The sequence below is a fragment of the Paenibacillus sp. JQZ6Y-1 genome, from assembly GCF_040719145.1.
GTDB classification, from domain to species: Bacteria; Bacillota; Bacilli; order Paenibacillales; family Paenibacillaceae; genus Saccharibacillus; species Saccharibacillus kandeliae.
In genome coordinates this window covers 2,659,280-2,682,855 of sequence record NZ_JBFDUZ010000001.1, presented here as the reverse complement: position 1 = coordinate 2,682,855, position 23,576 = coordinate 2,659,280, and the positions used below count along the sequence as shown (strand labels likewise).

The following is a 23,576-nucleotide window of genomic DNA, read 5'->3' as shown; positions in this document are numbered from 1 at the left end:
TTTCGCGCATATACGATGGTTATATCGGTTGTGTGACAGCGACAAATGACAATCTCTATGGTATCACATAGGAAGGAGAGATAAGAATGACACAGATTCGGTTATGTACACGCCGCCAAGTTATTGTTATGGATTTGCTGGAAGCGTTATCAAGAGAAAAGGCATTGTCGCCACTCAAACTTCCTCAGCAAGCGCATGACAAACATACGGTCGGTGAGGAAGGATATTACGCTTTTGTATGGGATGATCAGTCTACAATGATTTACGTTATTATTGATCAGTCAACGAGCATTCCATATTTGCTGCTGGAAGGACCGAAAGCGGAAGCGGCAGCAAGGATGCTACAGCAGGCAAGGATCGTAGAAACGGCGGATGAACTCATTTCACAGTGTCGGGAAGCTCGTCATACGGATGATAAGATTGATTTGATTTGTCGACTGGGCATTGCTTCATATTTTGATGTGCGGGCGGACATATTAGATGTGTTTCATCATTATATGTTGGATGGCGATGTACGGGTGCGGCAGTCGGCAGTATTTGCAACCAGTTTTGTCGGTTGGGCAGAATTTGAGCCGATGCTAGCGACAGCGATGGAACGCGACCCTGATACGCGTGTATCTGCTATTGCAGAGAGCGCGATTCGTATTATGAGAGAGAGCGATTGGAGCGATCCACAGCAATCGTCAGCGCGCTGAGAGACGAATCGTAACGATTTCTTCCTGAAAAAGGTGGAACTGCTATGCACATGGCAAAAGAATCGAGAATTATTTTCATAAAGTGTTGCATTTTGTGCCAAAGGCAATTACAAGCAGCACATTTTGTGCTAGAATGTCTGTAACAACGGCCGTACATTTCTCTGTGAGCCTCTAGCAATCTTGCTGGCCGCTTCCTACATGTACGGCCCTATATTTTTGCCGGTCCGCAGTATAGATGCTGTAAACCGCGATAAGTGAGGTGGAAATGATGAGCAAACCGGTGAACAGGCAAACCCTCCCCCGCAACCAGAAACTTGCCAGTACATATCAGATCCGCCGGACGTTATCGGTCAGCGAGCTGTCGATCATTTATGTGGCAAGACATATGGAGCACGGAACATTACATGTAATTAAGGAATTTTTTCCGGCAGCGCTAGTGAGCCGCAGTCGGGATCGTCGCACGGTCAAGTGTAATGCGGCGAATTTACAATCCAAATTTGCTGATATGATGCAGACCTTCCGACAAGAAGGTAAAATATTGAGCGAAGTGGATCATCCGGGCATCGTTCGTTATGAATCGGAATTTGAGCAGCATGGTACGGTGTATCTGGTGCTGCAATATTACCGAGGTAAGACGCTGGATCGTCATATCCGAGAGCACCCAGAGGAGCTGGATGCCGGATTTTTGCAGCGACGATTGTTTCCGGTTATTGATGCACTGGAATACATACACAGTCTGGGTTATATTCATCGCGATGTGAAGCCTAGCAATATTATGCTGACAGAAGATGGTCAGACGCTATTGCTGGATTTCGGTTCGGCGGTTCGTTATGAGGATCGTACGCATCAGATTCTCACCACAGCCGGATATTCGCCGATTGAGTTTTATTCGGGACGCTCTGTGCAGGGTCCGGTGTCGGACATCTACAGCTTGGCGGCGACATTCTACTTCTGCTGCCGAGGTAAGGCTCCGGTCGATGTGCCAAAACGTCTATTTAATGATACGCTGGAAAAGCTAGGTACCAATCAGGTGGCTTCGCCTATTCTGGCGCGAGTGATCCATTGGGGACTTGCTGTTTCAGCAGAAAAGCGCTGTGCCTCATTAAAATGGTTCAAAATTGCCATGCAGGCAGAGCGCTTTTGGAATCGTAATCTGGTGCTGACGCGTGGCAAAAAAGGTCAGACGAACCACGCTTCTGTGCAAACGTCTACCTCTACAATAGCTGCACCCGATGAATCGGCTGAACAGAAAATCGAGCAGTCGAACGAAGCAGAATATTCGCTTAAATAAATAAGGCGAGATATTGATCAATGCAAAAAACACAAGCAAACCACATCATCCCGATGTGGTTTTTTTTATTTGTTTATGAGGTTTTGCAAGGCAAAATAAGCAAAATACGTTTCGTATAGCAATACAGTATGCAATCTGGTTTACACAATCATGTAATGAAAGTACAAATGGTATTGGATTTTATGTAAAAACATGTTGATTACTGACATGCCAAAACAGACATAGGCTATCACTTATTCAAAAATAGGACTATTTTTGGAATCATATTGGACAAACGTAAAAATAGTACAAAAGGTTTGGTGAAATTTTGTAAGAAAGTTGTGGAACAAAAGTAAAAGGACTTTGATACCAAAAAATAAACATATACATTTTTGCTATCGCCGCGTAATGTAAAGCCTTAGCGCTTTAATTGACTATAGCTGGCTAGAATTTAAAATGCGAACATACTTTCCCAAATTAGGTCTATAGTCGTTTTATATGGAGATGACAATAATTTTACATTTTCAGGTTGAAAATTTAAGACTTAGAACTAATATTACAGATTTTCGGCATAATTTAGACAAAACAAGGTCATTTTGAAACGTTTCGACATTTGTTCGTATGATTTCCTAGTGCCGAATTCCTATAAAAATGACTAAATTCAAAAAATTGACAAGTAACCCTGTGGATATTGTATGATGTGTTTTGTAACTCGGAGGTCAGCAAGCATACACCATAACAAGCGGTAATGAAGCTGTGGAAGCAGTACATTATCCGTATTTGCAATCCTACTTTTGCAACTCCGCGTATGACCGTTTATACATAGCATGCAGGCGAGAATGGGAGGAATAACGGTGGATATTATTAACCAGACAAACCGTACGATGCTCTTTGAGGAGATTAACCCGGAAAAGCTTGATTTAATCACCTTGGTTGGAGATGTTCGTGGCATTGATAGTTTGAGTGACGATAAGATTAGGGAAATCAGCCAGCATTTGCTGGTACGTAGCTTTGATGAATTTTTGAACCGTTTCACCCCGACCGTCTATTCATTTTTTAACGCTGCCAATCAGAAGGTCGTTTACACACTGAAAAAACCAGAAGGCATCGCAGATGATTGCATTTCTGAGATTCGTATTGACCAGAACAATGATTTTCTGAAAATGCTGTTCACACTGATTGATACGAAGCGCAGTCAGGGAATTACCAATGTGGACTTCAAATTTGAAAATCTACTGGATATGATCTCACCGAAAAAAGTAATGGACGATATTCGCCAAGTGCGTAAGGAAATCCACTATATGTACGGTCAGTATGATCAGCTGGATGAAGGCGATCCGAAGAAGCTGGAAATGGGCGATAAGCTGAATCAAATGTTTGAGGAAGCGAGTCTCAACTATAACAACGTGATGGCGATGCTGCCGCTGGCGATTGAGGATATTAAAACGCGGCTGCTGCTGGGCGGTTCGCAGGATGACCGACAAGCGGAGGAATTCCGTATCGGTATGCTGAAGATTGGTGACGGCGGTGAGCTGCAAATCGTAGAAGCGCCGAAGGCGGATACAACAGAGCTGATGCTGCTGGACGATACCAGCACGACTGAGCTGATCTCTGTATTCGAAGAGGATTACGAAAGTGTTAGCGAGACGCCGTCGATGTACGTCAAGGATCTGGTCGTACGCACCTTCTGTCCGCTACCTGCGGTCAACACAGAAGTGAATACTGAGCTGGAAGTACAAAATTACAACACCTATCTGGAATTTTACAAAACGGCGAAGGATGAATTCGTGAAAGCCGTGAAGCCACTAGTAGAAAAGCTGCTCGGCGTGAAAATGTTCTTCGACCAATACGCAACCAAAAATCGCGGCATGGCGCCAAGTTTGCTCGTAACAAATACGAAGCTGGATCTGCTGGTCAAAAGTACGAATGCACCGCGTTTGGAAACGTATCTGAATACAGTCAACTCCAAAAACGATTTTACCGATACTGTATGGTTTGGCATCGTGCCATCCATTGAGCTGGAAGCATCGAACAATGTACGCGTGAGCCGCGCCCGTTTCAAAGGCACTGAGAAATCGCTGCGTCAGGATGGGAATACGCTGGAATCACTATCGATGCTGCTGCAAATCGTCAAAAACTACAAAGTACAGCTGTTCTTTAACTTTGAATCCGGTGAGGAAACGACGTTCAACCATGTTGCTACATCCGGTATCGACAAATTTATCGACAAATGTACACCGCTGCTGCGTCAGGATTACAGCGAATTCGCGATTCCGTGCCTGCCGAACTTTACGATTATTCCGAAGGATAAATCGGGCGTTATTATTGACAGCCGTATGATGCGCACCGAAGCTGGTGTAGAGCTGTCGCGAGAAAAAGAAGACATTTTGAAGCTGTGGATTGAGGGTGTATATGTCGGCGCTGCTTATGTAGCTGCTGGTGTGACCGCCGCGTATCAATGCCCCGAGTACTTGAAAGAGCATTTCAAGCAGGTGCAGCGTGATGCACCGGGCGTACGCTTCGATATTGAATCCGGCGATAACAGTTTGCGCTTCGTAACGACAATGGCAAAAGAAATTACCGGCTTCACCAACAGCATCAAAGATTCAATCAACCGTAAAAACTTCGGCTTTGTCTTTTCCTCGGAAAATGCGCAGTTGCTGGGCAAGGATATTCGCCGCATTACGGTGTATAAGGCAAGAAGTCTGGCGATGTCAGAGGACGGGTTTGACTCCATTTACAAAACGCTGGTTAGCACCTATGTCGAACGCATTTTGCGCTTCCAGACGAGCGATTTCAAATACGAAAATATCGTCAAGTTTTTCAGCAACAACCCAAGTAGTCAGAAAAGCCGCTGGCTCGGCGCCAAAGGCTCGGTCAATTCGATTGTGCAGGATGGCGACGATCTTAATTATCTGATCGACGAGAAGAACAATCTGTGCAATATCGATCTGATGTTCAACGGCAATGTGAAAAATCTCGAAGTTACTATTACCAAAGCCACCAGCGCAGCTCGCGCATAAGACATGGTCTTGCTGTTTGGCAGTAACCGGAAGCACCGGCAGGGAACGCCGTAACGTTAGGACGACGATTCGTCTGGCATCCCTGCCAATCTTCTGGCTACCATTTTCGATTCTTAAAATGGAAATTGGGTCGCCAGCAGTGCTCTATATGCTTTCATGACATATAAGTTGTGATAACAACGAATTGACGACATCAAAATTTGAATCCTCCCGTATTAGGATGGATGCAGGTACTACGGAATCAGCAAAAAAATGTTGAACCAATTGTTCAGTCTCTGTCGTTATTGGACGTTATGTACAACGGAAGCAAGGTATGTTGGGGGCGGCTCCACAGGCTCCGTTCCTTTACATAAAAAAAACAAAAAAGTTCGTATCCAAGGAGGAACACACATGGGTTTCACACTCAAAGTAGAAGGCGCAGAAACAATCGAGCTGGGTCTGGACAACATTCAAACGGTTGTATACGACACGGATACACCGGATGATTCCAACGCACGCTCCACGGATGTCGGCTCCACACTGCGGATTACCGGCAAAATCATCACCGCTACCGATGGTGACAAAGCGGATGACACAATGAAGCTTGCAACATGGTCGCTCGTTCCTGCTGAAAAAGCAGACTGCTACCGCAAAGTGACGCTGGAAGTGATTTCCGCTGATCAAGTGGTACGCAAAATCTATTTCCCGAATGCGTTTGTCGTGGATTACAACGAGCGCTTTGGCGATGTAGAAGGCGTTGGTCAATTCAGTCTGTTTATCAAGCAAAAGAAAGACAAAACCGAGCTTGCCAAAATCGAGGGCGGTTATTCCAGTTAATATCGGATACACCAGAGCCGTGCGACCGCGCGGCTCTATCCTCTCATTCTGTGCAAAGAAGGTGAGTCGCTCATGAAAAACTGGTATCAAGTACTGGAAGTGCCACAGCAAGCCAGTCCACAACAAATCAAGCAAGCGTATCGCAAGCTCGCCAAGCAGTATCATCCTGATCGCAATCAGGGGAGCGCACAGGCAGAGCAGATGTTCAAGCAGATTCAGCAGGCTTACGAAACGCTAAGCGATGAACAACGTCGCAGCCAGTATGATCAGACATTAACAGGCAATACATCGGAACCGCATTCCTCTTCGGCACAGAACCATGCAGCCAAGCGATCTACGGCGACGGCAAGCCCTGACTTCGATCCGCGCAATGTACAGGCGCAGTTTGAACGTTTTTTTGGCTTTAATGCCAATGGACAGAAAAAGGCAGAACCCGATAACAAAACAAGTAAAAATCCGCTGGACACATCACACATCTTTGACCGGTATTTTGGACCGCGAAAGTGAAGGTCAGTCCTGCAATGGAGGTTGTACATACATGAAATCCGAGAGAACCGCAGCATTATGGAGTGTCGATATCGGAATTGCCGCTCTGTCGCTGGCAATGCTGGTGTATGTGTTTATGACACCTTCGATTGTACTCCGAATACTGGCTGTACTAATGGTGCTGATTGCCCTAGGCTGGTTTGTTTATGATCGGTGGGTGAAGGGCAGACATGAGGTCGCCATTTATGAGGAAATTCGCGAAATTATTCTCGTTGACGAATTTGGTGAACGCATCAAAGGCTGGGATATTATTGGCGAAACCAGCATGCTAATCGGCAAAAATACGCGCCATAATCGGGTCGATATTGATCTGTCCGGCAGCGATTATGCCTCTCTCGTTAGCAGCCAGCATGCCGTGCTGAATTGTGTGAACGGTCTCTGGTATGTGGAAGATGCTGATTCCAGTAATGGCACAGGCATTCGTCCAGCAACCGAGAACAAATCCAACAAAATCGAAATTGGACGTCCTTATCCGATTGGACCCGGGGATGTTTTATATATTGCCAACACGAGATTGCTCGTAAATTGAGACTGGGAGATGACAACGATGAGTTTAACAAGATGCCCCAATGGACATATGTTCAGCACAAGAAGACATGGTAGCACTTGCCCGTATTGCAACACAGTAGTCGCTATGGAGACAGGCACCGGCGGACCGCGTCCAGCTATCCGCATTCATGAAGAAGAAGAGAAAACGATGCCTTATCTTGGTGAAACGGTGGGCATTCATCCGGTTACCGGTTGGTTGGTCTGCATCGAAGGTCCACAGCTCGGTCAGGATTACCGAATTATGGCGGAGAAAAACTTCATCGGTCGTGCGGAAGAGATGCACATTCGCATTATCGGCGATAACGCCATTTCCCGTCGCAATCATGCGGTCATTGTATACGATCCGAAAAAGCGCAATTTCTATCTACTGCCCGGGGATGCTTCCGGTCTTGCCTATCATAACAATGAAGCGGTGTATTCGCCGGTAGAGCTGAATCCCTATGATGTATTGCAGCTAGGTCACAGCAAATTTATCTTTATTCCGCTGTGCGGTGCCCATTTTGAATGGGAAAATAACGCTCTTGTTGCTGAATAGGAGGGTTGGCTGATGAGTGCAATGGTAACGCCCTATATTGTATTTGTCTGTGCCTGTGCCATTCTGGGTGGACTGCTCGTGCTGCGGCATCGGCTGGTGCTGCAAACGGCAGGCATGCCGCTGCATGTCAGCACTGCTGGTTTGCCGATGGAAGGTGTACAGCTTGGTAATGGACAGACGATTGGTACGCGCCCGGAGCAGGATGATTATTTTGCCAGTCAAACGACTTCGGTAGGTACGCTGGCAGTTCTGGCAGACGGCATTAGCGGTTTGGATCATGGTCGGATGGCGAGTACGCTGGCAGTTACGACCTTTATGCAGGATTATGAGCAGGTGAAGGAGTATCGTCAGATTCCAGATTATATGGAGGAAGCGGCGTTTGCCAGCAATCGTGAGATTGTGCAGCAGCTTAAGGGCAATCACGGTGGCACTACGCTGGCAGCGGTGGTAATTACGGGGCGTCATCTGTATTGGGGCGCGGTCGGGGATAGCATCATTACCGTGTTCCGTAATAGCAGCTTTATTCCAGTAAATTCGATGCATACATTCGGCGCAGCCGTATTGCAGCAAAAGGTATTGTCCGGCGAAATGACACGTCAGCAGGCGGATAGCAGCCCACAGCGTAAGCAGCTGGTCAATTATCTGGGGTATGAAGGGTTTGACCATATGGAAATTTGTGATACGCCGTTTGTACTGCGTCCGGGGGACAAAGTGCTGCTATGCAGCGACGGCATTTACGATGCGCTGACAGAGGTGGAGCTGGAAGCCATTTTGAAGGCAGAACAGACACCGCAGGATGCGGCAGATCGGATCATCGAGAGTATTCAACAAAAACAGCTGAAGCACCAGGATAATGCGACAGTGATCATTATGGAGCATGGCCTGAGCGGGAGGTAGTCAATGAGAAGAGAAAACAGTGATGTAAAGACAGCTTTCGTCTCGGAGGCAGGCTCTTTGCTCGATAATCGGGATTATTTTGCCTATACTGAGCTGGATGATCGCGCTTGTTACGTGATCGCTGACGGACTGGATGAGGATGAGCAGCAGCGTAGCGCCGAGATGGCAGCCAAGATCATTTTGGAAAACTTTATGGAAAAGCCAAGCCTATCGCGCTGGCGTATTCGCCGTTGGCTCAAGGAAGCGCACGAAACGCTCAAATTTGAAAGTCGTCGTATGCGTTTGAAAGCGAGTCTGCTCGTGATCGTGACTGACTATACCAAGTATGTTTGCGCATCCAGCGGCAATGCACGACTGCTGCATCTGCGTAATGGAAGACTGCTTGTGAAAAGTCATGATCAGAGTCTGGCACAGCTGATGGCAGATCGTGGCAAGCTGGCACCAGATAAGGTGTACCATCACGAGGAAAGCAGCAATCTGATGGAATATATCGGTAAGCCGGAGCAGTTCGGCATGTCCTTTATCCGTAAGACACGTATGATGGACGGCGATGTGCTGCTGCTGAGTACGGCGGGATTGTGGAAGGGGCTGGATCAGACTGAGATTGCCGATGCGCTGTCTGAGTCGCAGGACCCCCAGACATTTGCCGATACGCTGGAGGATGTGCTGCTAAGCAAGCAGGCGTACCACTACGACAATTATACCGCCGCAGCCCTTTACATAAACAAGGTGTATCAGGATGACCCGAAAAAGAAAATGCGCATCATCCGCCGCATCCTCATTGCGGCACTTGTCTTTTTTGTCCTCGGTGGAGGTGTATGGTGGGCGACGTACCGCAGTATGGAGCGCAAAGCCGAAGCTGCCGCTAATCTGGTCGAATATCAGCAAACGGGGGATCAATATACCCAACAAGGCGATTACGACAAAGCACTCAAATCGTATAGTGAAGCACGCAATTCTGCTGTCAAAATTCGCGACCGTCTGCACAAAGTTACCTTAGGTGACAAAATGAAAATTGCTCAATCCATCGTTGATGGGGACGGCTATCTGAAGCAAAAGGAATACGATCAGGCGATTACTAGCTACAAGGCTGCCCGTCAGCAAGCAGAGAATTACCCGATCTTCAGCGAAGCCGCTATCCAAAAGCGACTGGATCAGACCGAAGCCTTTGCCAATGTAAATCAAACTGTGCAGCAGGCTGACCTCAAATTCCAATCCGGCGAATATAGCGCCGCCAAAAAGCTGTACGAACAGGCAAACAAAGAAGCAACGCAAGTGGCATACACCGATGCGCAAAAAGACGTCACCGCCAAACTAACCGACACTCAATCCAAGCTGGACGAAATCCAACAGCAAACCCAAGAATTGCGTGCCGAAAAACAAGAAAAACGCGGTGATAAAGCACTCGACGCAGGCAACTACGAACTTGCTGTTACCGCCTACGGCGACGCACAAGGCATCTACCAAGACATCGATAAACTCGAAAAAGTGCTATCCGTCGAACGCAAAATCAGCAAAGCTGAAGAACAACAAGACAAACGCGCCGAAGCCGCCATCGCTGCTCAAAATCAAGCTGCCCAACAAAACGCAGCCCTAAACAACACCAAGCCCGCAACAGGTACTAGCACCACCGAAACAACCGGAACCCTAAACGGCACAGGTCCCACCGCCACAAGTAACGGAGCCACCAAGCCCGCCACCGAATCCACCGGCATCACCGATAGCGGCATAGCCAACGGTTCCTAAAAAATAAGATAACCTAAACAAAAAAAATCAATAAAAAGACCATCAAAAGAACCAACATCAAAATATATCTCAGTCTTCCAAAGCCCTTGACCTTGCTCTTCAATCAATACCCTGCCCCACCCTAAGCCTTTGGAAACTGAACATAGTGCATATGCACGGAGCGGAGGGAAGAGAATAGGGGAAAAGGACGACTTTGGAGTGCGGGAATCTACAAGTTATTCCTAATCCGTAGATTCCTGCGGCTCCATCGGAGGACGTTCCCCTATCTCTTCCCGGAGCGTCCCCGCATACCTGCACCAAATATGTCATTCCCAAAGGAGCCCCACCATGAAAAGCCAGCTGCAAGCCATCATGCAAGACCGGATCCAACGCCTAACCCAACTGGACGATCGCCGACTGATGCGCCAGCTGGTCAATGACTTTTTGATTGACATGGTTGACCATCAGGAGCAAATGCTGAATCGGCTGGAGCAGCGCGTTATGGAAGAGAGCCGTACCATCAGCGACCGATACGACATCTATGGAACGGTTTGCCGCCAAGAGGATTGGGACAGTGCACGTACGTTTCTATATCCTGTTTTGCCAGAAGACGTACAGCAACAGCATTTGAATATCCGAGAGCTGCTATCTGCCGGTACAGCGCAAGAGGGTATCGGCGGAGCATCGGAGCAGCGCTTGTGCCGCTTATTTTTGGAAATGGAGACGGCTGAGGTGCAGCAGCTGGCACGCAGTGGACGAACCTTTCGCGCAGTCGTGACGACCAATGCTGGTCGATACGATGTCCATACGATGCTGCGTCCATCGTATGATTATGCAGCGCAGCTAGAGCATCTATATGCCAGCTTCCAGTTGAGCGGATTGGGCTGGAAAACGGTATACCATCCATATCTGTATAAATTCGTGGATGTCCTACTACAACGCTGGGAGGTACAGCCGACACCGGAAGAGCAAATTGTGTCGATTACAGTGGATATGGAGGAATTTCAGTCGTATCAGCGACCGGGCTGGATTCCAGTTTGGAATGTACAGCAGCTGCGTATCAAGAGCACTGGATTTCCGATGCCTGCGCTAGATCGCATTCATTATGAGCATCTGATCACATTGCAGCGCTATGGAACGGAGCATGGGTATGCAGTCGATGCGTCTGCGGAGGATATTCGGTATATTAAGCGCGGCACACAGGATATGACGATTGTATCGACCGAGGAACGATCTGGCTTTTGGCAGGTGCTGCAAATTCATCGTCCCGACGAATCGCGATATACTCATAGTCCCTATCCGCTGCTGGATAACAGATACGAGGATCCATTTGCCCATCATCATGCAGAGCGACAATCCTTACCGATTCGTACGCGCGGTGAATTGGAACGTCTGGTACATATGCTAGCTTATGCCAGAGGCATAAAGCTGGTCGATATGCAAACGGAACCCCACTCCCAAGCGCCTGTATCCGTACCACCGCGTACCGAGTATAACGAGCTAGATCTAAACGAATTTCTTGGCGATAATATCCGACCGGATGCCCATCGCCCGCTACTGACGTTACAATTTCGACAGCTGCCATCTCAAGCGTTACCTGCCTTTTTACAGCAGGATCAGCTTCATTATCTTGTAGCCGAGCTACAACGCCGGTTGCCAGAATATCGGTGCAAAGGAGTATGGATATGAATTATATTTGGGATTTGCTCATACGCGCGCAGGACAAGGGCATACCTGAATCGTCCATCACCTTTGTACCGGCGCAAAGCTACTCGCCGTATATGGAGCTAAGCTTGAATGAGTTGAATGCGACCGAGATTGAGCAGCGTGTAGAGCTGAATCCGTATTATCGGTTTGAAACCTTGTTCAAGCATTGGTTTCATCCTGATCTGCAAGAGGATGAGGAAATGCGGCTCATACTCTTCGATATGATCATGCACTTTCTCGCACATATTGATCGGTATGAGGGGATGACGAGACGCGAGTATGAAATTCGCTTTATCCTGCATGATCTGGAACAGGGTGTATTCGGCGCTGAAGCAGCGCAATATATGCATATGTTGAATCGGGATGAACAGGAGCAGCTGGGCGAGCAATTGCTACGGCTGTATGAAATGGGAGAGCCGATTGCCTTACTGCGACAGCTGTTGCGACGCTGGTTCCCGCGCTCACTCATATATGTGAATCGGGATGAGCGTCAAGAACTGCTAGTGTATATCGGTCAACCGGATCATGAGGGCAATCGCGCCAGAGTGAATCTGCTGCTGTTGCTGTTTGTACCGATTTTGTTTGAGGTACGCATGTACTGGAGCCATCATTTCGGGTTAGTCGGCACGGATGAGACGATGAAGATCGATGGCATTGCCCTCTATTGACCCAACATCACGATACGCCGTATCGCGCATAGGCATACGGACAACGAAAGGATGATCGCACATGAACAAAACATACTCTTACCGGCTGCACAATCATCCGCTGGAGCGTCAAAGCAGCAAAGGTCAGGCGCGTTTCACCCGAGATGAATTGGAGGAAATGACCACCTTTGAACTGCGGAATATTTGCTACAAGGAGCGACTGGTCGAAGGTATCGCCGGTACGCTGGATCGTGAGGAACTAATCCGTACCATTCTCAAATTCCGTGGTATGCAGCATACCCTGCGGATTGAACGTCATCGCAAAGGCGGATTTGAGCGAATTGTATCGGTGCTTGGACGGTATTTGAATGCGCAAAAGCCGGATCATGGCAGTATTCGTGTACCTGCTCGTATCGTGCTGTATCAAGGGATTCGGTTAGGCTTACTCGACAATTATATGATCGAAGCTGGACCGGGGTTGGGCGAGAATGTGCTACTTGTGAACGATAACGGCGAGCTTTGCGGCATTTTGAATGTGAAAGGGCTGGAAGATGAGCCAGGCAAATATTTGCTGACTGCACCAAGTCATTGGGAATATCGGATGACGGCGAACCAGAATTACAGCTTGTATTTTACGAGACGACAGGATTCGGATTATCTATATCATGCGTATTATAGCGACCGCCCGCTGATTCCAGCGAATCTGCATTATTATCGTGTGCCTGTAGCTGAGCTAGAAATTCGGATTCCTGAGCCAACCGATACCGTGCTGGCTATTGATTTTGGTACATCGAATACGACAGCAGGTGCGTATCTTGGTAGTGGATACGGACAAGCAGTACAGCAGGAGGAATATGGATCACGCAATCAGGATCGGCTGTTCGGTCAGAATACACCATATCGTAAGCGCGACGAGATCAACTATGTGGTCTTTCCCAATGTGACCGACAAGCAGGAGCAGTGGTTGGAGCTACTGCCGACTCTGTCTGCGGCGGCAGATTGTGCAGATGCGGACAATGTGCAGATGGTATATGGCTATGATGCACTCGCTTATATTCAGCGCAATGGGCATAACAGCCGTGCGACCGTATTTCGCGGCATGAAGCGCTGGGTGAACGATTATGATCGCACCGAGGAGCTGATGGACGCGGCAGGCAATACAGCGTATCTAACTCGTGGCGATATTTTGAAAGGATATATGTCGTATGTGGTAGAAACGGCAGAGCAGCAATTCAAATGCCGATTTACCCATCTGCATATTTCCAGCCCAGTCAAACTGAAAACCCAGTTTCTAGATATGTTCACCCGCATGTTGCCAGAGTACGAGATCGAAACCGAGGATGCACTGGATGAAGGTATGTCGGTACTCTATAACACGATTGCCGATCAGATTGATAAAGGAACCTATGTGGACGGCGAGGAATATCAAGCGCTGGTCATTGATTGTGGCGGCGGTACGACTGACCTTAGCTCCTGCCGATTCAGCATTCACGAGGGTCGTATCTCCTATGGTCTGGATATTCACACCAGTTATGAAAATGGCGATACCAATTTTGGCGGCAACAATATTACATATCGGATTATGCAGTGGATGAAGATCGTCTTTGCTGAATGGTATAGCGGTCAACAGCGCCGGATTGATATGGATGCACTGATCGATATTCCGGGTGCAGAACTGTTCCGGTATGTCGATGAATACGGCATTCATGCAGTATATGAGGGCATGGAAGCACGCTATCTGGAAGCGGAAAAGATCATCCCGACCAAGTACCGCGATTATGAGCAGCGTAGTCGAGACGAGTATCAGCGTGTACGCGGTAATTTCTATTTTCTGTGGGCAATGGCGGATCAGATGAAGCAGGAGTTTTTCCGCAAAACCGGCATTTTGCGCAGTCGCTTTCATGATGACAGTGAAATGACGATGGATAGCGATATTAAAATTACGCGCGTCGATCGCTGGTTTTTGTCAGTCGGAGAACCAGATGGACGGCTGCGCAACGAGTATCGTCCGCCAGATGTCGTGTTTAATATTCGTGAGATCAATCAGCTGATCAAGGCGGATATTTATGAGATTGTACGCAAGTTTCTGGATGAATTTTATCAGGATGGACGATTGCAGGACTTCTCGATTATCAAGCTGACAGGACAATCATGCCGGATTGACGTATTCCGCGAAGCCTTGAAAGAATTTGTACCGGGACGCAGCATCGAATTTCGGCAGAAAACAAAAGAAAACAGTCAAGTGCCAGACCTGAAGCTTGCCTGTCTGCGCGGCGCGATTCGCTATCTGAATGCTAAGAAGATCGGTATGATCAAGCCAGTACTGACCAATGAAACACCAGCGATTCCATATTCGGTGACGGCGTATACGCATACTCGTCAGGAGATGACGCTTATTCGTAGTCTGGAGCGCGGTCGTACCTTTGGCAATGTATCGCGTCCACAGCATACGACAGAGATTGAATTTTTCGTGTGGGCGGATGATGGCAGCTTGCGTCACCGATACGTATACAAAGGCTGGGCAGAGAGCTTCCGTCCGGTAGTATACGAGGAAATTGAAGATATGTACGGCGCTTATATCATTCAGGACGAGACGGATAGCATTAGCAATGGAGAAACGAAATTTTTCGTTTTTGCTGGCGAACAGCGCTGGGGCTTCCATATCGTACCGGTGCTGCGGGATAACGAACAGCTCTATGTGGCAGATCGCCAATTCTTTGCTTTTGAAAATGATCTATCAGAGCTGGATTTCTTCGACGGTACGAAGTAGAAGTAACAGCGATATAGAATTATGCACTATGTAGTGAACGGATGCAGCGCTCAATCGCTATACCAGCTAATCAATGACACGTAAACGAAAGGAGGTGGTGCAGTGTTTACGTATATACAACCTCGTTTTGAAAAAGGACGCGTGCTGAAAACGGAAATGCTGGAGCAGGTGCGCGATTATCCGCGTGTACTAGCAAATATTCAGTACGACGAATATAGCGACGGCATTATCAACGGTGCGAATGTGACTGTCGATCCGGCAGAGCTGATTGTAGCACCGGGGCTGGTTAAATTTCGTGATCACCTGTATATGCTAGAGCAGCCACAGCGGCTATTTTACAAGGCGACAGAACAGGAGCAAATTTTGCGCATTCGGTTTGAAGATCATGGATCGAATAGTGATTTTGATCGGTTGGCGGGAGTGCTGGTGCTGGGAGAGCAGCCGCCTACGCCGGATGAACTGGAGCTAGGACGATTTAAATTGAAGCAGGGCGCGATTCTGCGATCGGATTATGTGGATTTTGCTGATATGGTGACAGAGTTTAACACATGGAATCCCGTCTCTGCGCGTTATGCGGGTATTGGTCAAGATACACTGCGACCAGAGATATTGCACCGTTTTGCCCGTGAGCTGTTACAGACAGGCACACAGGATGCAGCGGATTACGCATTTGCTTTTATGGTATTAAATGCGCAGCGAATTGAGCGCACCGTGGTCGAACATTATATCGCCGCTCGCAATCAGACCGAACCCGGCAGTGGCAGCAATATGAGGCTGCACCGCCAGTTGACTGTTATTTTGCAGGATGCTGCCCGTGGTAAACGAAGCTCGTCTCGCTGGAATGGTCGCAGCCCCGGTGGACGGATGATCGTGGATTAATATATGCAGCTTAGCTGACAACACAGGGAGGAATCACCGATGCCATTTGAAGATGAGAAAATTGCTGCCGTATTGAATGAATGGGAAGAACAACAGCGCAATCATGATATTTTGAGCGGACCGGTTGAAGCGGAGGGGAGAACATACACGTTTGCACCGCGTTCCTTTTTTGACGATCGGCTGCATATGTATGTACCGGAATCGTTTCAGTTAATGTCCAAGTCGATGCAAAAAGCCAAATATCCGTATGAAGATCGTCCGGCGGTTATTCTGACAAATGGGCGTTGTGAGGTGGATCTTACCTTTCAGCATGTGGATCAGCCGTTACAGGATGATTGGATTCCTGAATTGGTCGACGGAATGAAGCAGATGATCCGCAATGTACAGCCGACGAATGTCTTTTACGAGCAAAAGGTAGAGCAGGTAAACGGCAAGAGTATCGGCTATTTTGATTTTAAAAGCCCGGCGCTGGATCAGCCTGCGTATCGCTTGATGTTTTATTTGGAATTGGACGGGGAGACGATTATGGGCGGATTTAGCTGTCCGTATAAAAGTCATGCGGATTGGCGTCCGTTGATTATGCAAATGTTGCATACGATCCACACGAAAGCTACAACGGAAGGGGGAACGATCCAATGAGCTTTATGCCCACCTCATCATCCAAATGGCCGGATTTATCGAATGGCGAACTGCCGATGCTGTTTCCCGATATTTTCAGCATTGGCGATCTGGATGTGCAGCCGTATCAGTTTGAACGCATCCTCGATCTCAAAATCGTGAAGCAGCTGAACGAGCATGTGACCTTTACCCTCAGTGGTATCGTGCCGGAGGAGTTGATGGATCAATATGTAGAACATGCAGATGAAAATGAGCAGATCGAAGTATTTATTACGAATCTGCTGGAAGATGTGTACAGCGAGCGGGAGCGGCTGTTTCAAGGCACCGTAACCAATATCTCGATCAAAGCCGTGCATGGCGTACGGGAGCTGCATATTGAAGCGCAAAGTCTAACGTCCAAAATGGATATTGAGAAAAAGCAGCGCTCGTTCCAAAAAACCGAAGATACATATCGCGATCTGTTCAATCATGTGGCGTCAGATTATACCGAGGCAAAGGTGCTGGACGAAGCTTCCAACGGTCAATACTTGGGTGAACTGTTTGTACAGAATAAGGAAACGGATTGGGCATTTCTCAAACGTCTCGCTTCCCGTCTGCATGCGCCGCTCATTCCGATGTCCACCCAGCCCGGATTGAAGCTCATGATTGGTGTGCCGGAAGGCGATACGCCGATCATACTGAACGAATACAATTACACGGTCAAAAAAGACCTGATGGAGCATAAGCTCAAAGCGAACAATGATATTCCCGATGATCTGGAAGAATCCAGCATTAGCTATGAAGTGAGTAGTTACGAGCTATTGGAATTAGGTACTCCTGTACAGTTTCTGGATAAGGTGCTGTATATTGCATCTGCCGAAATCGGGATTGACGACGAAGTGCTGATGGGAAAATATATGTTGCGCGACCGTCCCAGCTTCCGCAATCGCATCATCTGGCCATATGAACTGTCCGGCTCTTCATTGTTCGGCAAGGTAATCGACATTATGAAGGATCAGGTCAAGATCAAGCTGGATATTGACCAAGGCTCTGAAGATAGCGGCGCTATGTGGTTTCCGTATTCAACGGTCTATTCTTCACCCGATGGCAGTGGCTGGTATGCGATGCCAGAGGTCAATGATCAGATTCGGCTGTATTTCCCCAATGAACGCGAGCAGCATGCGTTTGTCGCCAGCTCAGTCGATCTAAAATCATCCGATCCGGTCAAACGCAGTGATCCCGCAGTCAAGAGCATCAGTACCAAATACGGCAAGCAGGTAATTTTCAAGCCGGGAGCGGTGGAGATTATCGCTAACGGCGAGCTACTGATCCGCCTGACTGACGAGGGCGGGATTGAGATCAACAGCAACAAGAAGATTATTATGACGGCTGACGAGGATATCGAGATTACAGGCAAAACGAAGATTATGATCGAAGGCAAAGAGGGCGTCGACTTCGTACAAGGCGGTGCGACCGTCAATATTAAGGATGATGTGCGTCTGACGGGAGGCAAGGTGAATATCGAATGAGACTGCCTACCCGGGATGAAGCGATGCAGGAATTTCTAGAACAGCATGTATTACAGGGCTGGCTAGATGATGTACCGATCATTGAGCAGAATTGCACGGAGCAGGAGCAGACATTGATCGATACCCTGCTGTCTACACTAGAGCAGGCATGTGTCAAAGCAGCCCGTTTACAGCACCAAGGTGAAAAAGGACCAGTGCGCTACATCTATATCTCCTTATTGCGCACCTCGTTGCTGGATGATCAAGCGATGTATCAGATTCATTGTCATGACGATCGCTGGTTTTTGGACGAAACAGATAGTCACGCGTACTGGAACGCTGGCTTGATATTTGATCCATTATTTCAACGGATGCAGCAGCTCAAAGAACAACGCAAATCGTATGGTCGCCGCATCACCGTGATGGATATAGAGAAGATAATGCAGTTGGAAGCCATCAAATACCATATGCTGACTGTGCATGTATTACACGCACTACTGCCACATTGGCTAGAACATCCATCATGGCTCGCACTCCATAAAACATCTGACTGCTGTATCTATGCTGGCGAATTCCACGATGAATGCGAGCTATTGCATCAGGAAGGGCTGGAGCAAGCGGATGTGCAGCAGAATCACGGACAGGTCTAATCTAAAAAGAAGGATGGGAAATAACCATCCGTAAGTTTCTAAAAAAAGAATGGGCATGTACAACAATGATGTTTCAAATAAAGAAGCCCAAAGCACCATCTTAAGTCCGAGTCCGAGCCGTGAACAAGGATAGACGAAGGTATATGTGTAACTTCGATAATACAATGACATGGAGCGCAAGCGATACATCATTGCGGGAAAAGGAGATATGGCGATATGGACTACTTTCTGCTTACACAGGATTGGCGCTACACGGATTTTCCACAGCTAGAACCGCTTAGTCGTCAGCTCCCTGCATTAAAGCCTGAATTTGTGCAGCCCGGCGATTTACAGCAGCCGCTAGGCTTGTATATTCAAAGCCACGAAGATAGCGAGTATCTGGATTATTTGGAAGAGGCGCTACCGCTATTATCCAGCCGCATGATGAAATTATGGCAAATGTACGAGCCGCATATGAGCTTTCATCCCGTCGTGCTGATGAATGCAGAGTTATCGCTGCAAATGACGTATCATCTGGCGTTTCCAGCAGCGGTGGATGTACTGCACGAGGATAGCGAATGGAATTCAGATCGTACCCTGTTGCAGCATATTGTACTGGATAGCAGCAAATTGCCGCGTCGTAAAATTTTTAAGATCGGCGAAAGCGCCAAGCCACAAATCATTGTTCGTCTCGATGTAGCAGAAAGCATTCTGCGTCGCGATATGACCGGGATCAAGCTGCAAAAGCTAGAACTGGCGGCACCTAAAACAATGTATCGGCCAGCAGACTCTTATACACGCTAATCGTTCCAAAAGCATTGTCTATGTATATAGGTATGGATGGATCTATTGTATTCGCTTGGACCATAGACATGCAGGGATACGATACATCGCAACGGTTCCAAAATGATCCTGCATAGAACATGCACGGATATATACGTTCTAATGTTCAACCCATCCCAATATTCTGTCATGCAAGGAGGAACAGAAGATGTCAGATGAATTCTACGTCGTACGTGGTGCTTCCATGCGCTGCAACTGTGGTTCCCATCCACGCAAAATCAATCTGCCTGCCAGTCACGGTGCTTTTGTCAAAACACAGCCTATGATGAACGAGGACGATTACAAACCGGTCAATGTGCCGAGCTTTGGCGTGTGTAGCAGTTCCGCGAATCCTAGCTCGGCTACCGTGTATCTGGTTGGCGAAGGCGGCGGACAAGTGCAGGGCAAACCATGCACCCCAATGCTGATGCAGCCGTGGATGAATACGATGGAAAAGACGCGCGTCGAGAGCAAGCCTGCCTTAACGACATCCTCTTGCCATATGTGCATGTACAAAGGAAGCATCACCTTTGAAACCAGTGGACAGGAATGACAATAACGGAATAGTAACAACAGCGTAGCAGGCACATCATTATGTTGAAAAAGCAGCACCAACTACAGCTACATCGGAATCGGAGGTCGACAAGGTGATTGGTTACGATCAAATTAGGGTCAAATGCCCGTATCCACTCCTGCATATTCACGAACTGCAAATCGACTGGCAGCCCGGCGAGCATGCCAAATTGCTGCTCACTGGCTGGATGGACGAGCAATTGCAGATGGAGATGCCACTTACGGCCTCCGTACAAGATGAGATTGAAATATTTTATAATACGCCGATTTGGATGGGGCTTGGCATAGAGCAGCCTTTATTTCGCGGTGTCGTCAATAAAGTGGAAGCCTATCGGCAAAACAGCGTACATAAAATTAGCATCGAAGGCATTAGTGCATCATCGCTCTGGGATGTCAAAAAGCGCAAGCGTACCTTTCCCGAACCGACTCAGACGTATGAGCAGCTGCTGAACAAAGTGATCGAGGACTATTCAGGTAGTGAGATGGAATTTCACACTGGAGCAGATAAAGCTATCGGCGATGCCACTCTGCAATATGAGGAAACCGATTGGGAGCTGAGCAAGCGGCTGGCGAGCACATTACAGGCGGTTATTGTTTGTGATATGCTGAAATCAGTAAAGCCGTATTTGCATTTTGGTTTGCCAGAAGGCAAGGACGTGGTTGTGCCAGATCATACACCATATACGGCGCATAAGGATTTGGCAGCGTATCAGCGAGCGGTTGCAACCGGAGCGGAACTGCATGATACGGACTTTTTTCGATACGAATTACAATATAACGAGCCGCTCGCAATCGGCGACCGCGTGCGTTTCCGAGACAAGCAGCTGGTTGTCAAAGAACTGCACGCTCATATGGAAAAAGGCGAGCTGCTGTTCAACTATGTGCTTGCACGCGAATCAGGTGTACGGCATCCGATCATTTTAAATGACAAAGCCGTCGGTGTGTCACTAGAAGGGACCGTACTCGACGTACGCGGCGAAGAGGTCAAATTGAAGCTGGATGTGGATCAGGACGACGGCAAGGCTGACCCGCACTGGTATCCATTTGCTCCGCCAACCGGTAGCCCCATGTACAGCATGCCGCAGATTGGTACAAAAGCAAGTCTGTATCATCCAGATGGTAGCGGATTACATGCTCAAGTGCTGGGATCGGTGCGTACCAATGGTGCCACCGCAGCCAAAACAAGAGATCCGAATACACGTTACTATGGCAGCGAGCACGGCAATGAATTGAAGATTGCCCCGGATCATGTTCACTTTTATGGCAATCCCGACGGTACCCTGTCGATCAGTCTGCAAGACGGCGTCGGGGTCGTAATCCGTAGTCCGAAAAAACTGACCATTACGGGTAAAGAAGATATCGTACTGAAGAGTAAAAAGAAAGTCATCCTAAATGCCGCCGAGATGATCATGGCTTACAAAACCGGTGCATCCTCTGGCATCGCTGTGGAGGGCGAATATCATCTGCTCGGTCAAAACGTATGGGCAGACGGCAGCGACCGTACCGCATATGTTGCGTATGAAGATGCACCACAAAAAGGTACTCCACCGCCACCACCAGACCCGCCCAAACCATTTGATTGGGGCAAGCTCGGTCGCAACGTACTAGGCGGACTCGCCATCGTTGTGGGCGTAGCCGCGCTGGCAGCCTTCACCGTTGCTACATTGGGGGCAGGCCCTCTCATCGTCGGTGCCGTAGCCGTTGGCGCGGTGGCCGCTGGCGGAATCGCCGTCGGTGTACAGGCCGCATCCGACATCGCAAGAGGGGAAGTGAGCGATTTCGGGGAATATGCGGCGACCGCATTGCGGGAGTCGTTTATCGGAGCCGTGACGGGGGCAATCTTTGGTCCGTTTGGAGCCGGCGGAGCCATTGCTGGTAAAATGGCATTGGGCGCTGCCGAGAATGCAGTGTCAGACGTCGCAAGCCAGATGTTGCAGGGCAAAAGTTTATCCGAATTGGATTGGAAATCTGTCGGCATAAGTGCCGGTATCGGCGTTGCAACCGTAGGTGTGGTGAATTCCAAAGCAGGTAAAGCGATCGGCGGAATGATCGGCAAAGGTGTGAAAGCTGCACCAAAAGCCATTAAAGATGGAGTTAAAGCCGTAGGCAAAGGCTTCAATGATGCCGTCACTCAGATCGGCGAATCCGGTAGCAGACTGGGACAGAAAATAAGCGGCGGTTTTGGCGGTCAACAAATGGCTACTGTAAATGGAGCCCACATGGATATGGGCAGTAGCAATGTAAACCGGATGGAGAGTAGAAGTATACCGGAGACGGACGTGCAGCGGAATTATAATAAGGTGATGAATGAAGCAAATGAAAAAGTAAGATTAATACCCGGAGAACCAGGCAAAGTTACAGGGGGAAGCTCACAAAAGTTAGGTAAAAATATGTTTGAGGAAATGGGGTTGCCTAGATCCACAAAAAGGACTCCATATCAAGCGCAACATGTCATTCCTGCGGACTTTAAAAAACATCCCGTTTTACAAAAAATAGGAATGGACTTGGATCATGCATCCAATGGTTATTTTCTACGTATTCCTGATGAGCATGTTAGTCCAACTTCAAGGCATCAAGGATATCACTCCGTTTATAGCGATTTTGTTGAAAAAAAGTTGAATACATTAGATATTAATCAGAATGTAGATGTATTAGAAAAACAAGTGTATGATTTACAACAAAAACTGAAGAAGCTTCAAGAAAAAGGATTGCCTTTATACTTGAAAGATGATTACCTAAACAAAGAGTTGAGAAAAATTAAATCGAAAGGAATGGATGAATATATTATTCATCGCGCGAATAATAAAGATAAAATTAAACCTGTCTGGGCCAGAGGCGGAGGAGCTACAGTCGAAATGTGGGAAAGGTGGTTTGATAAATTATGAAATATGGAAAAAATCAAGTTCTAGTAGAGGAAGTTATTGACGTAGCTAGAAAAATGAATCATGCAGTTTCTGTAGAAAAACCAAAAGGTATTGTGATAACAAATGAGTATTCAGACATTGAAAAATATGCGTTTGACGAGTTGTATGGCGAGGATGAATACACATGGTCAGATATTAGACAGTTAGAAAATTCGGAGGTGAAAGGAAAACTATATGAATTGGATGCAGAATCTAAACCAGAAGGTTTAGAGGATCTCACAGAAGTTATAGCTGATATATTGAGAGAAAGTATACCAGAAGAATACAGTGCCTTTTTTGAAAATGTAGTTGTTGATTTAAAAAATTGTGCTATCAATCGTGCAGTCAATGGTAAAGTAGATACCTTTTATGAAACTATACTACAAATATATAAATCGGGAGGTTTTCCTTGTGGCTGGCAAGGGAATTATCCTGATGAAGGACAAATCATTGCATATTATAAATGAATATAAATCATATAGACC

Annotated in this window: 21 protein-coding genes; all 21 read left to right on the top strand. The window is 47.6% G+C overall.

The genetic code is table 11. The features are described from left to right. The first annotated feature begins 86 nt into the window (after nt 1-86). Nucleotides 87-695: a hypothetical protein gene (locus ABXR35_RS11480; protein ID WP_367059773.1), complete on the top strand. Its 609-nt coding sequence runs from the start codon at nt 87-89 to the stop codon at nt 693-695. A 265-nt stretch (nt 696-960) separates the two neighbouring features. Beyond that, complete coding sequence (locus ABXR35_RS11475; protein WP_367059770.1) at nt 961-1,986, top strand: serine/threonine protein kinase; 1,026 nt, start codon at nt 961-963, stop codon at nt 1,984-1,986. Between the two features lie 20 nt (nt 1,987-2,006). Then, nucleotides 2,007-2,105 carry a hypothetical protein gene (locus ABXR35_RS11470; protein WP_367059767.1) on the top strand — a complete coding sequence of 33 codons (99 nt, stop codon included), beginning with the start codon at nt 2,007-2,009 and terminating at the stop codon, nt 2,103-2,105. A gap of 714 nt (nt 2,106-2,819) precedes the next feature. After that, nucleotides 2,820-4,988, top strand: a complete 2,169-nt coding sequence (locus ABXR35_RS11465) for a transcriptional regulator (RefSeq protein WP_367059764.1) — start codon at nt 2,820-2,822, stop codon at nt 4,986-4,988. A 390-nt stretch (nt 4,989-5,378) separates the two neighbouring features. Beyond that, on the top strand, nt 5,379-5,804 hold the full coding sequence (locus tag ABXR35_RS11460) for a membrane-associated protease 1 (RefSeq protein ID WP_367059761.1): 426 nt from the start codon (nt 5,379-5,381) through the stop codon (nt 5,802-5,804). A 72-nt stretch (nt 5,805-5,876) separates the two neighbouring features. Then, complete coding sequence (locus ABXR35_RS11455; protein ID WP_367059758.1) at nt 5,877-6,311, top strand: J domain-containing protein; 435 nt, start codon at nt 5,877-5,879, stop codon at nt 6,309-6,311. 31 nt (nt 6,312-6,342) lie between these two features. After that, nucleotides 6,343-6,879, top strand: coding sequence for an FHA domain-containing protein (locus ABXR35_RS11450; protein ID WP_367059755.1), 537 nt, complete (start codon nt 6,343-6,345; stop codon nt 6,877-6,879). A gap of 18 nt (nt 6,880-6,897) precedes the next feature. Next, nucleotides 6,898-7,434, top strand: a complete 537-nt coding sequence (locus ABXR35_RS11445; protein ID WP_367059752.1) for an FHA domain-containing protein — start codon at nt 6,898-6,900, stop codon at nt 7,432-7,434. 12 nt (nt 7,435-7,446) lie between these two features. After that, nucleotides 7,447-8,331, top strand: coding sequence for a PP2C family protein-serine/threonine phosphatase (locus ABXR35_RS11440; RefSeq protein WP_367059749.1), 885 nt, complete (start codon nt 7,447-7,449; stop codon nt 8,329-8,331). Between the two features lie 3 nt (nt 8,332-8,334). Next, a complete protein-coding gene (locus ABXR35_RS11435; RefSeq protein ID WP_367059746.1) occupies nt 8,335-10,077 on the top strand; it encodes a serine/threonine protein phosphatase in 1,743 nt (580 codons plus the stop codon). A gap of 327 nt (nt 10,078-10,404) precedes the next feature. After that, the gene (locus tag ABXR35_RS11430) at nt 10,405-11,745 is read left to right on the top strand and encodes a hypothetical protein (protein ID WP_367059743.1); all 1,341 of its coding nucleotides are present in this window, start codon (nt 10,405-10,407) and stop codon (nt 11,743-11,745) included. Next, entirely contained in the window at nt 11,742-12,431 is a 690-nt protein-coding gene (locus tag ABXR35_RS11425) for an iron-dependent peroxidase (RefSeq protein WP_367059741.1), read from the top strand. The genes ABXR35_RS11430 and ABXR35_RS11425 overlap by 4 nt, the downstream gene beginning before the upstream one ends. 61 nt (nt 12,432-12,492) lie before the next feature. Further along, a complete protein-coding gene (locus tag ABXR35_RS11420; RefSeq protein ID WP_367059738.1) occupies nt 12,493-15,180 on the top strand; it encodes a molecular chaperone in 2,688 nt (895 codons plus the stop codon). A gap of 102 nt (nt 15,181-15,282) precedes the next feature. Continuing rightward, nucleotides 15,283-16,059 carry a DNA and RNA helicase gene (locus tag ABXR35_RS11415; RefSeq protein ID WP_367059735.1) on the top strand — a complete coding sequence of 259 codons (777 nt, stop codon included), beginning with the start codon at nt 15,283-15,285 and terminating at the stop codon, nt 16,057-16,059. 39 nt (nt 16,060-16,098) lie between these two features. Further along, on the top strand, nt 16,099-16,698 hold the full coding sequence (locus ABXR35_RS11410; RefSeq protein ID WP_367059732.1) for a hypothetical protein: 600 nt from the start codon (nt 16,099-16,101) through the stop codon (nt 16,696-16,698). Further along, nucleotides 16,695-18,185, top strand: a complete 1,491-nt coding sequence (locus tag ABXR35_RS11405) for a phage baseplate assembly protein V (protein WP_367059729.1) — start codon at nt 16,695-16,697, stop codon at nt 18,183-18,185. The genes ABXR35_RS11410 and ABXR35_RS11405 overlap by 4 nt, the downstream gene beginning before the upstream one ends. Further along, nucleotides 18,182-18,814, top strand: coding sequence for a hypothetical protein (locus tag ABXR35_RS11400; protein ID WP_367059726.1), 633 nt, complete (start codon nt 18,182-18,184; stop codon nt 18,812-18,814). Before ABXR35_RS11405 ends, ABXR35_RS11400 begins: the two co-directional genes overlap by 4 nt. Before the next feature lie 216 nt (nt 18,815-19,030). After that, nucleotides 19,031-19,597: a hypothetical protein gene (locus ABXR35_RS11395; RefSeq protein ID WP_367059723.1), complete on the top strand. Its 567-nt coding sequence runs from the start codon at nt 19,031-19,033 to the stop codon at nt 19,595-19,597. A gap of 187 nt (nt 19,598-19,784) precedes the next feature. Next, on the top strand, nt 19,785-20,168 hold the full coding sequence (locus ABXR35_RS11390) for a DUF4280 domain-containing protein (RefSeq protein WP_367059720.1): 384 nt from the start codon (nt 19,785-19,787) through the stop codon (nt 20,166-20,168). A gap of 94 nt (nt 20,169-20,262) precedes the next feature. Then, nucleotides 20,263-23,073 carry an AHH domain-containing protein gene (locus ABXR35_RS11385; protein WP_367059717.1) on the top strand — a complete coding sequence of 937 codons (2,811 nt, stop codon included), beginning with the start codon at nt 20,263-20,265 and terminating at the stop codon, nt 23,071-23,073. Further along, nucleotides 23,070-23,558 carry a hypothetical protein gene (locus tag ABXR35_RS11380; protein ID WP_367059714.1) on the top strand — a complete coding sequence of 163 codons (489 nt, stop codon included), beginning with the start codon at nt 23,070-23,072 and terminating at the stop codon, nt 23,556-23,558. The genes ABXR35_RS11385 and ABXR35_RS11380 overlap by 4 nt, the downstream gene beginning before the upstream one ends. Nucleotides 23,559-23,576: the final 18 nt, after the last annotated feature.

Bases quoted from the DNA above. Each gene is read 5' to 3' on its own strand.
- ABXR35_RS11410 (WP_367059732.1), top strand. From the start codon at position 16,099: ATGCCATTTGAAGATGAGAAAATTGCTGCCGTATTGAATGAATGGGAA.
- ABXR35_RS11440 (WP_367059749.1), top strand. From the start codon at position 7,447: ATGAGTGCAATGGTAACGCCCTATATTGTATTTGTCTGTGCCTGTGCC.
- ABXR35_RS11460 (WP_367059761.1), top strand. From the start codon at position 5,379: ATGGGTTTCACACTCAAAGTAGAAGGCGCAGAAACAATCGAGCTGGGT.
- ABXR35_RS11400 (WP_367059726.1), top strand. From the start codon at position 18,182: ATGAGACTGCCTACCCGGGATGAAGCGATGCAGGAATTTCTAGAACAG.
- ABXR35_RS11450 (WP_367059755.1), top strand. From the start codon at position 6,343: ATGAAATCCGAGAGAACCGCAGCATTATGGAGTGTCGATATCGGAATT.
- ABXR35_RS11470 (WP_367059767.1), top strand. From the start codon at position 2,007: ATGCAAAAAACACAAGCAAACCACATCATCCCGATGTGGTTTTTTTTA.
- ABXR35_RS11435 (WP_367059746.1), top strand. From the start codon at position 8,335: ATGAGAAGAGAAAACAGTGATGTAAAGACAGCTTTCGTCTCGGAGGCA.
- ABXR35_RS11405 (WP_367059729.1), top strand. From the start codon at position 16,695: ATGAGCTTTATGCCCACCTCATCATCCAAATGGCCGGATTTATCGAAT.
- ABXR35_RS11390 (WP_367059720.1), top strand. From the start codon at position 19,785: ATGTCAGATGAATTCTACGTCGTACGTGGTGCTTCCATGCGCTGCAAC.
- ABXR35_RS11430 (WP_367059743.1), top strand. From the start codon at position 10,405: ATGAAAAGCCAGCTGCAAGCCATCATGCAAGACCGGATCCAACGCCTA.
- ABXR35_RS11420 (WP_367059738.1), top strand. From the start codon at position 12,493: ATGAACAAAACATACTCTTACCGGCTGCACAATCATCCGCTGGAGCGT.
- ABXR35_RS11395 (WP_367059723.1), top strand. From the start codon at position 19,031: ATGGACTACTTTCTGCTTACACAGGATTGGCGCTACACGGATTTTCCA.
- ABXR35_RS11425 (WP_367059741.1), top strand. From the start codon at position 11,742: ATGAATTATATTTGGGATTTGCTCATACGCGCGCAGGACAAGGGCATA.
- ABXR35_RS11380 (WP_367059714.1), top strand. From the start codon at position 23,070: ATGAAATATGGAAAAAATCAAGTTCTAGTAGAGGAAGTTATTGACGTA.
- ABXR35_RS11475 (WP_367059770.1), top strand. From the start codon at position 961: ATGATGAGCAAACCGGTGAACAGGCAAACCCTCCCCCGCAACCAGAAA.
- ABXR35_RS11480 (WP_367059773.1), top strand. From the start codon at position 87: ATGACACAGATTCGGTTATGTACACGCCGCCAAGTTATTGTTATGGAT.
- ABXR35_RS11445 (WP_367059752.1), top strand. From the start codon at position 6,898: ATGAGTTTAACAAGATGCCCCAATGGACATATGTTCAGCACAAGAAGA.
- ABXR35_RS11455 (WP_367059758.1), top strand. From the start codon at position 5,877: ATGAAAAACTGGTATCAAGTACTGGAAGTGCCACAGCAAGCCAGTCCA.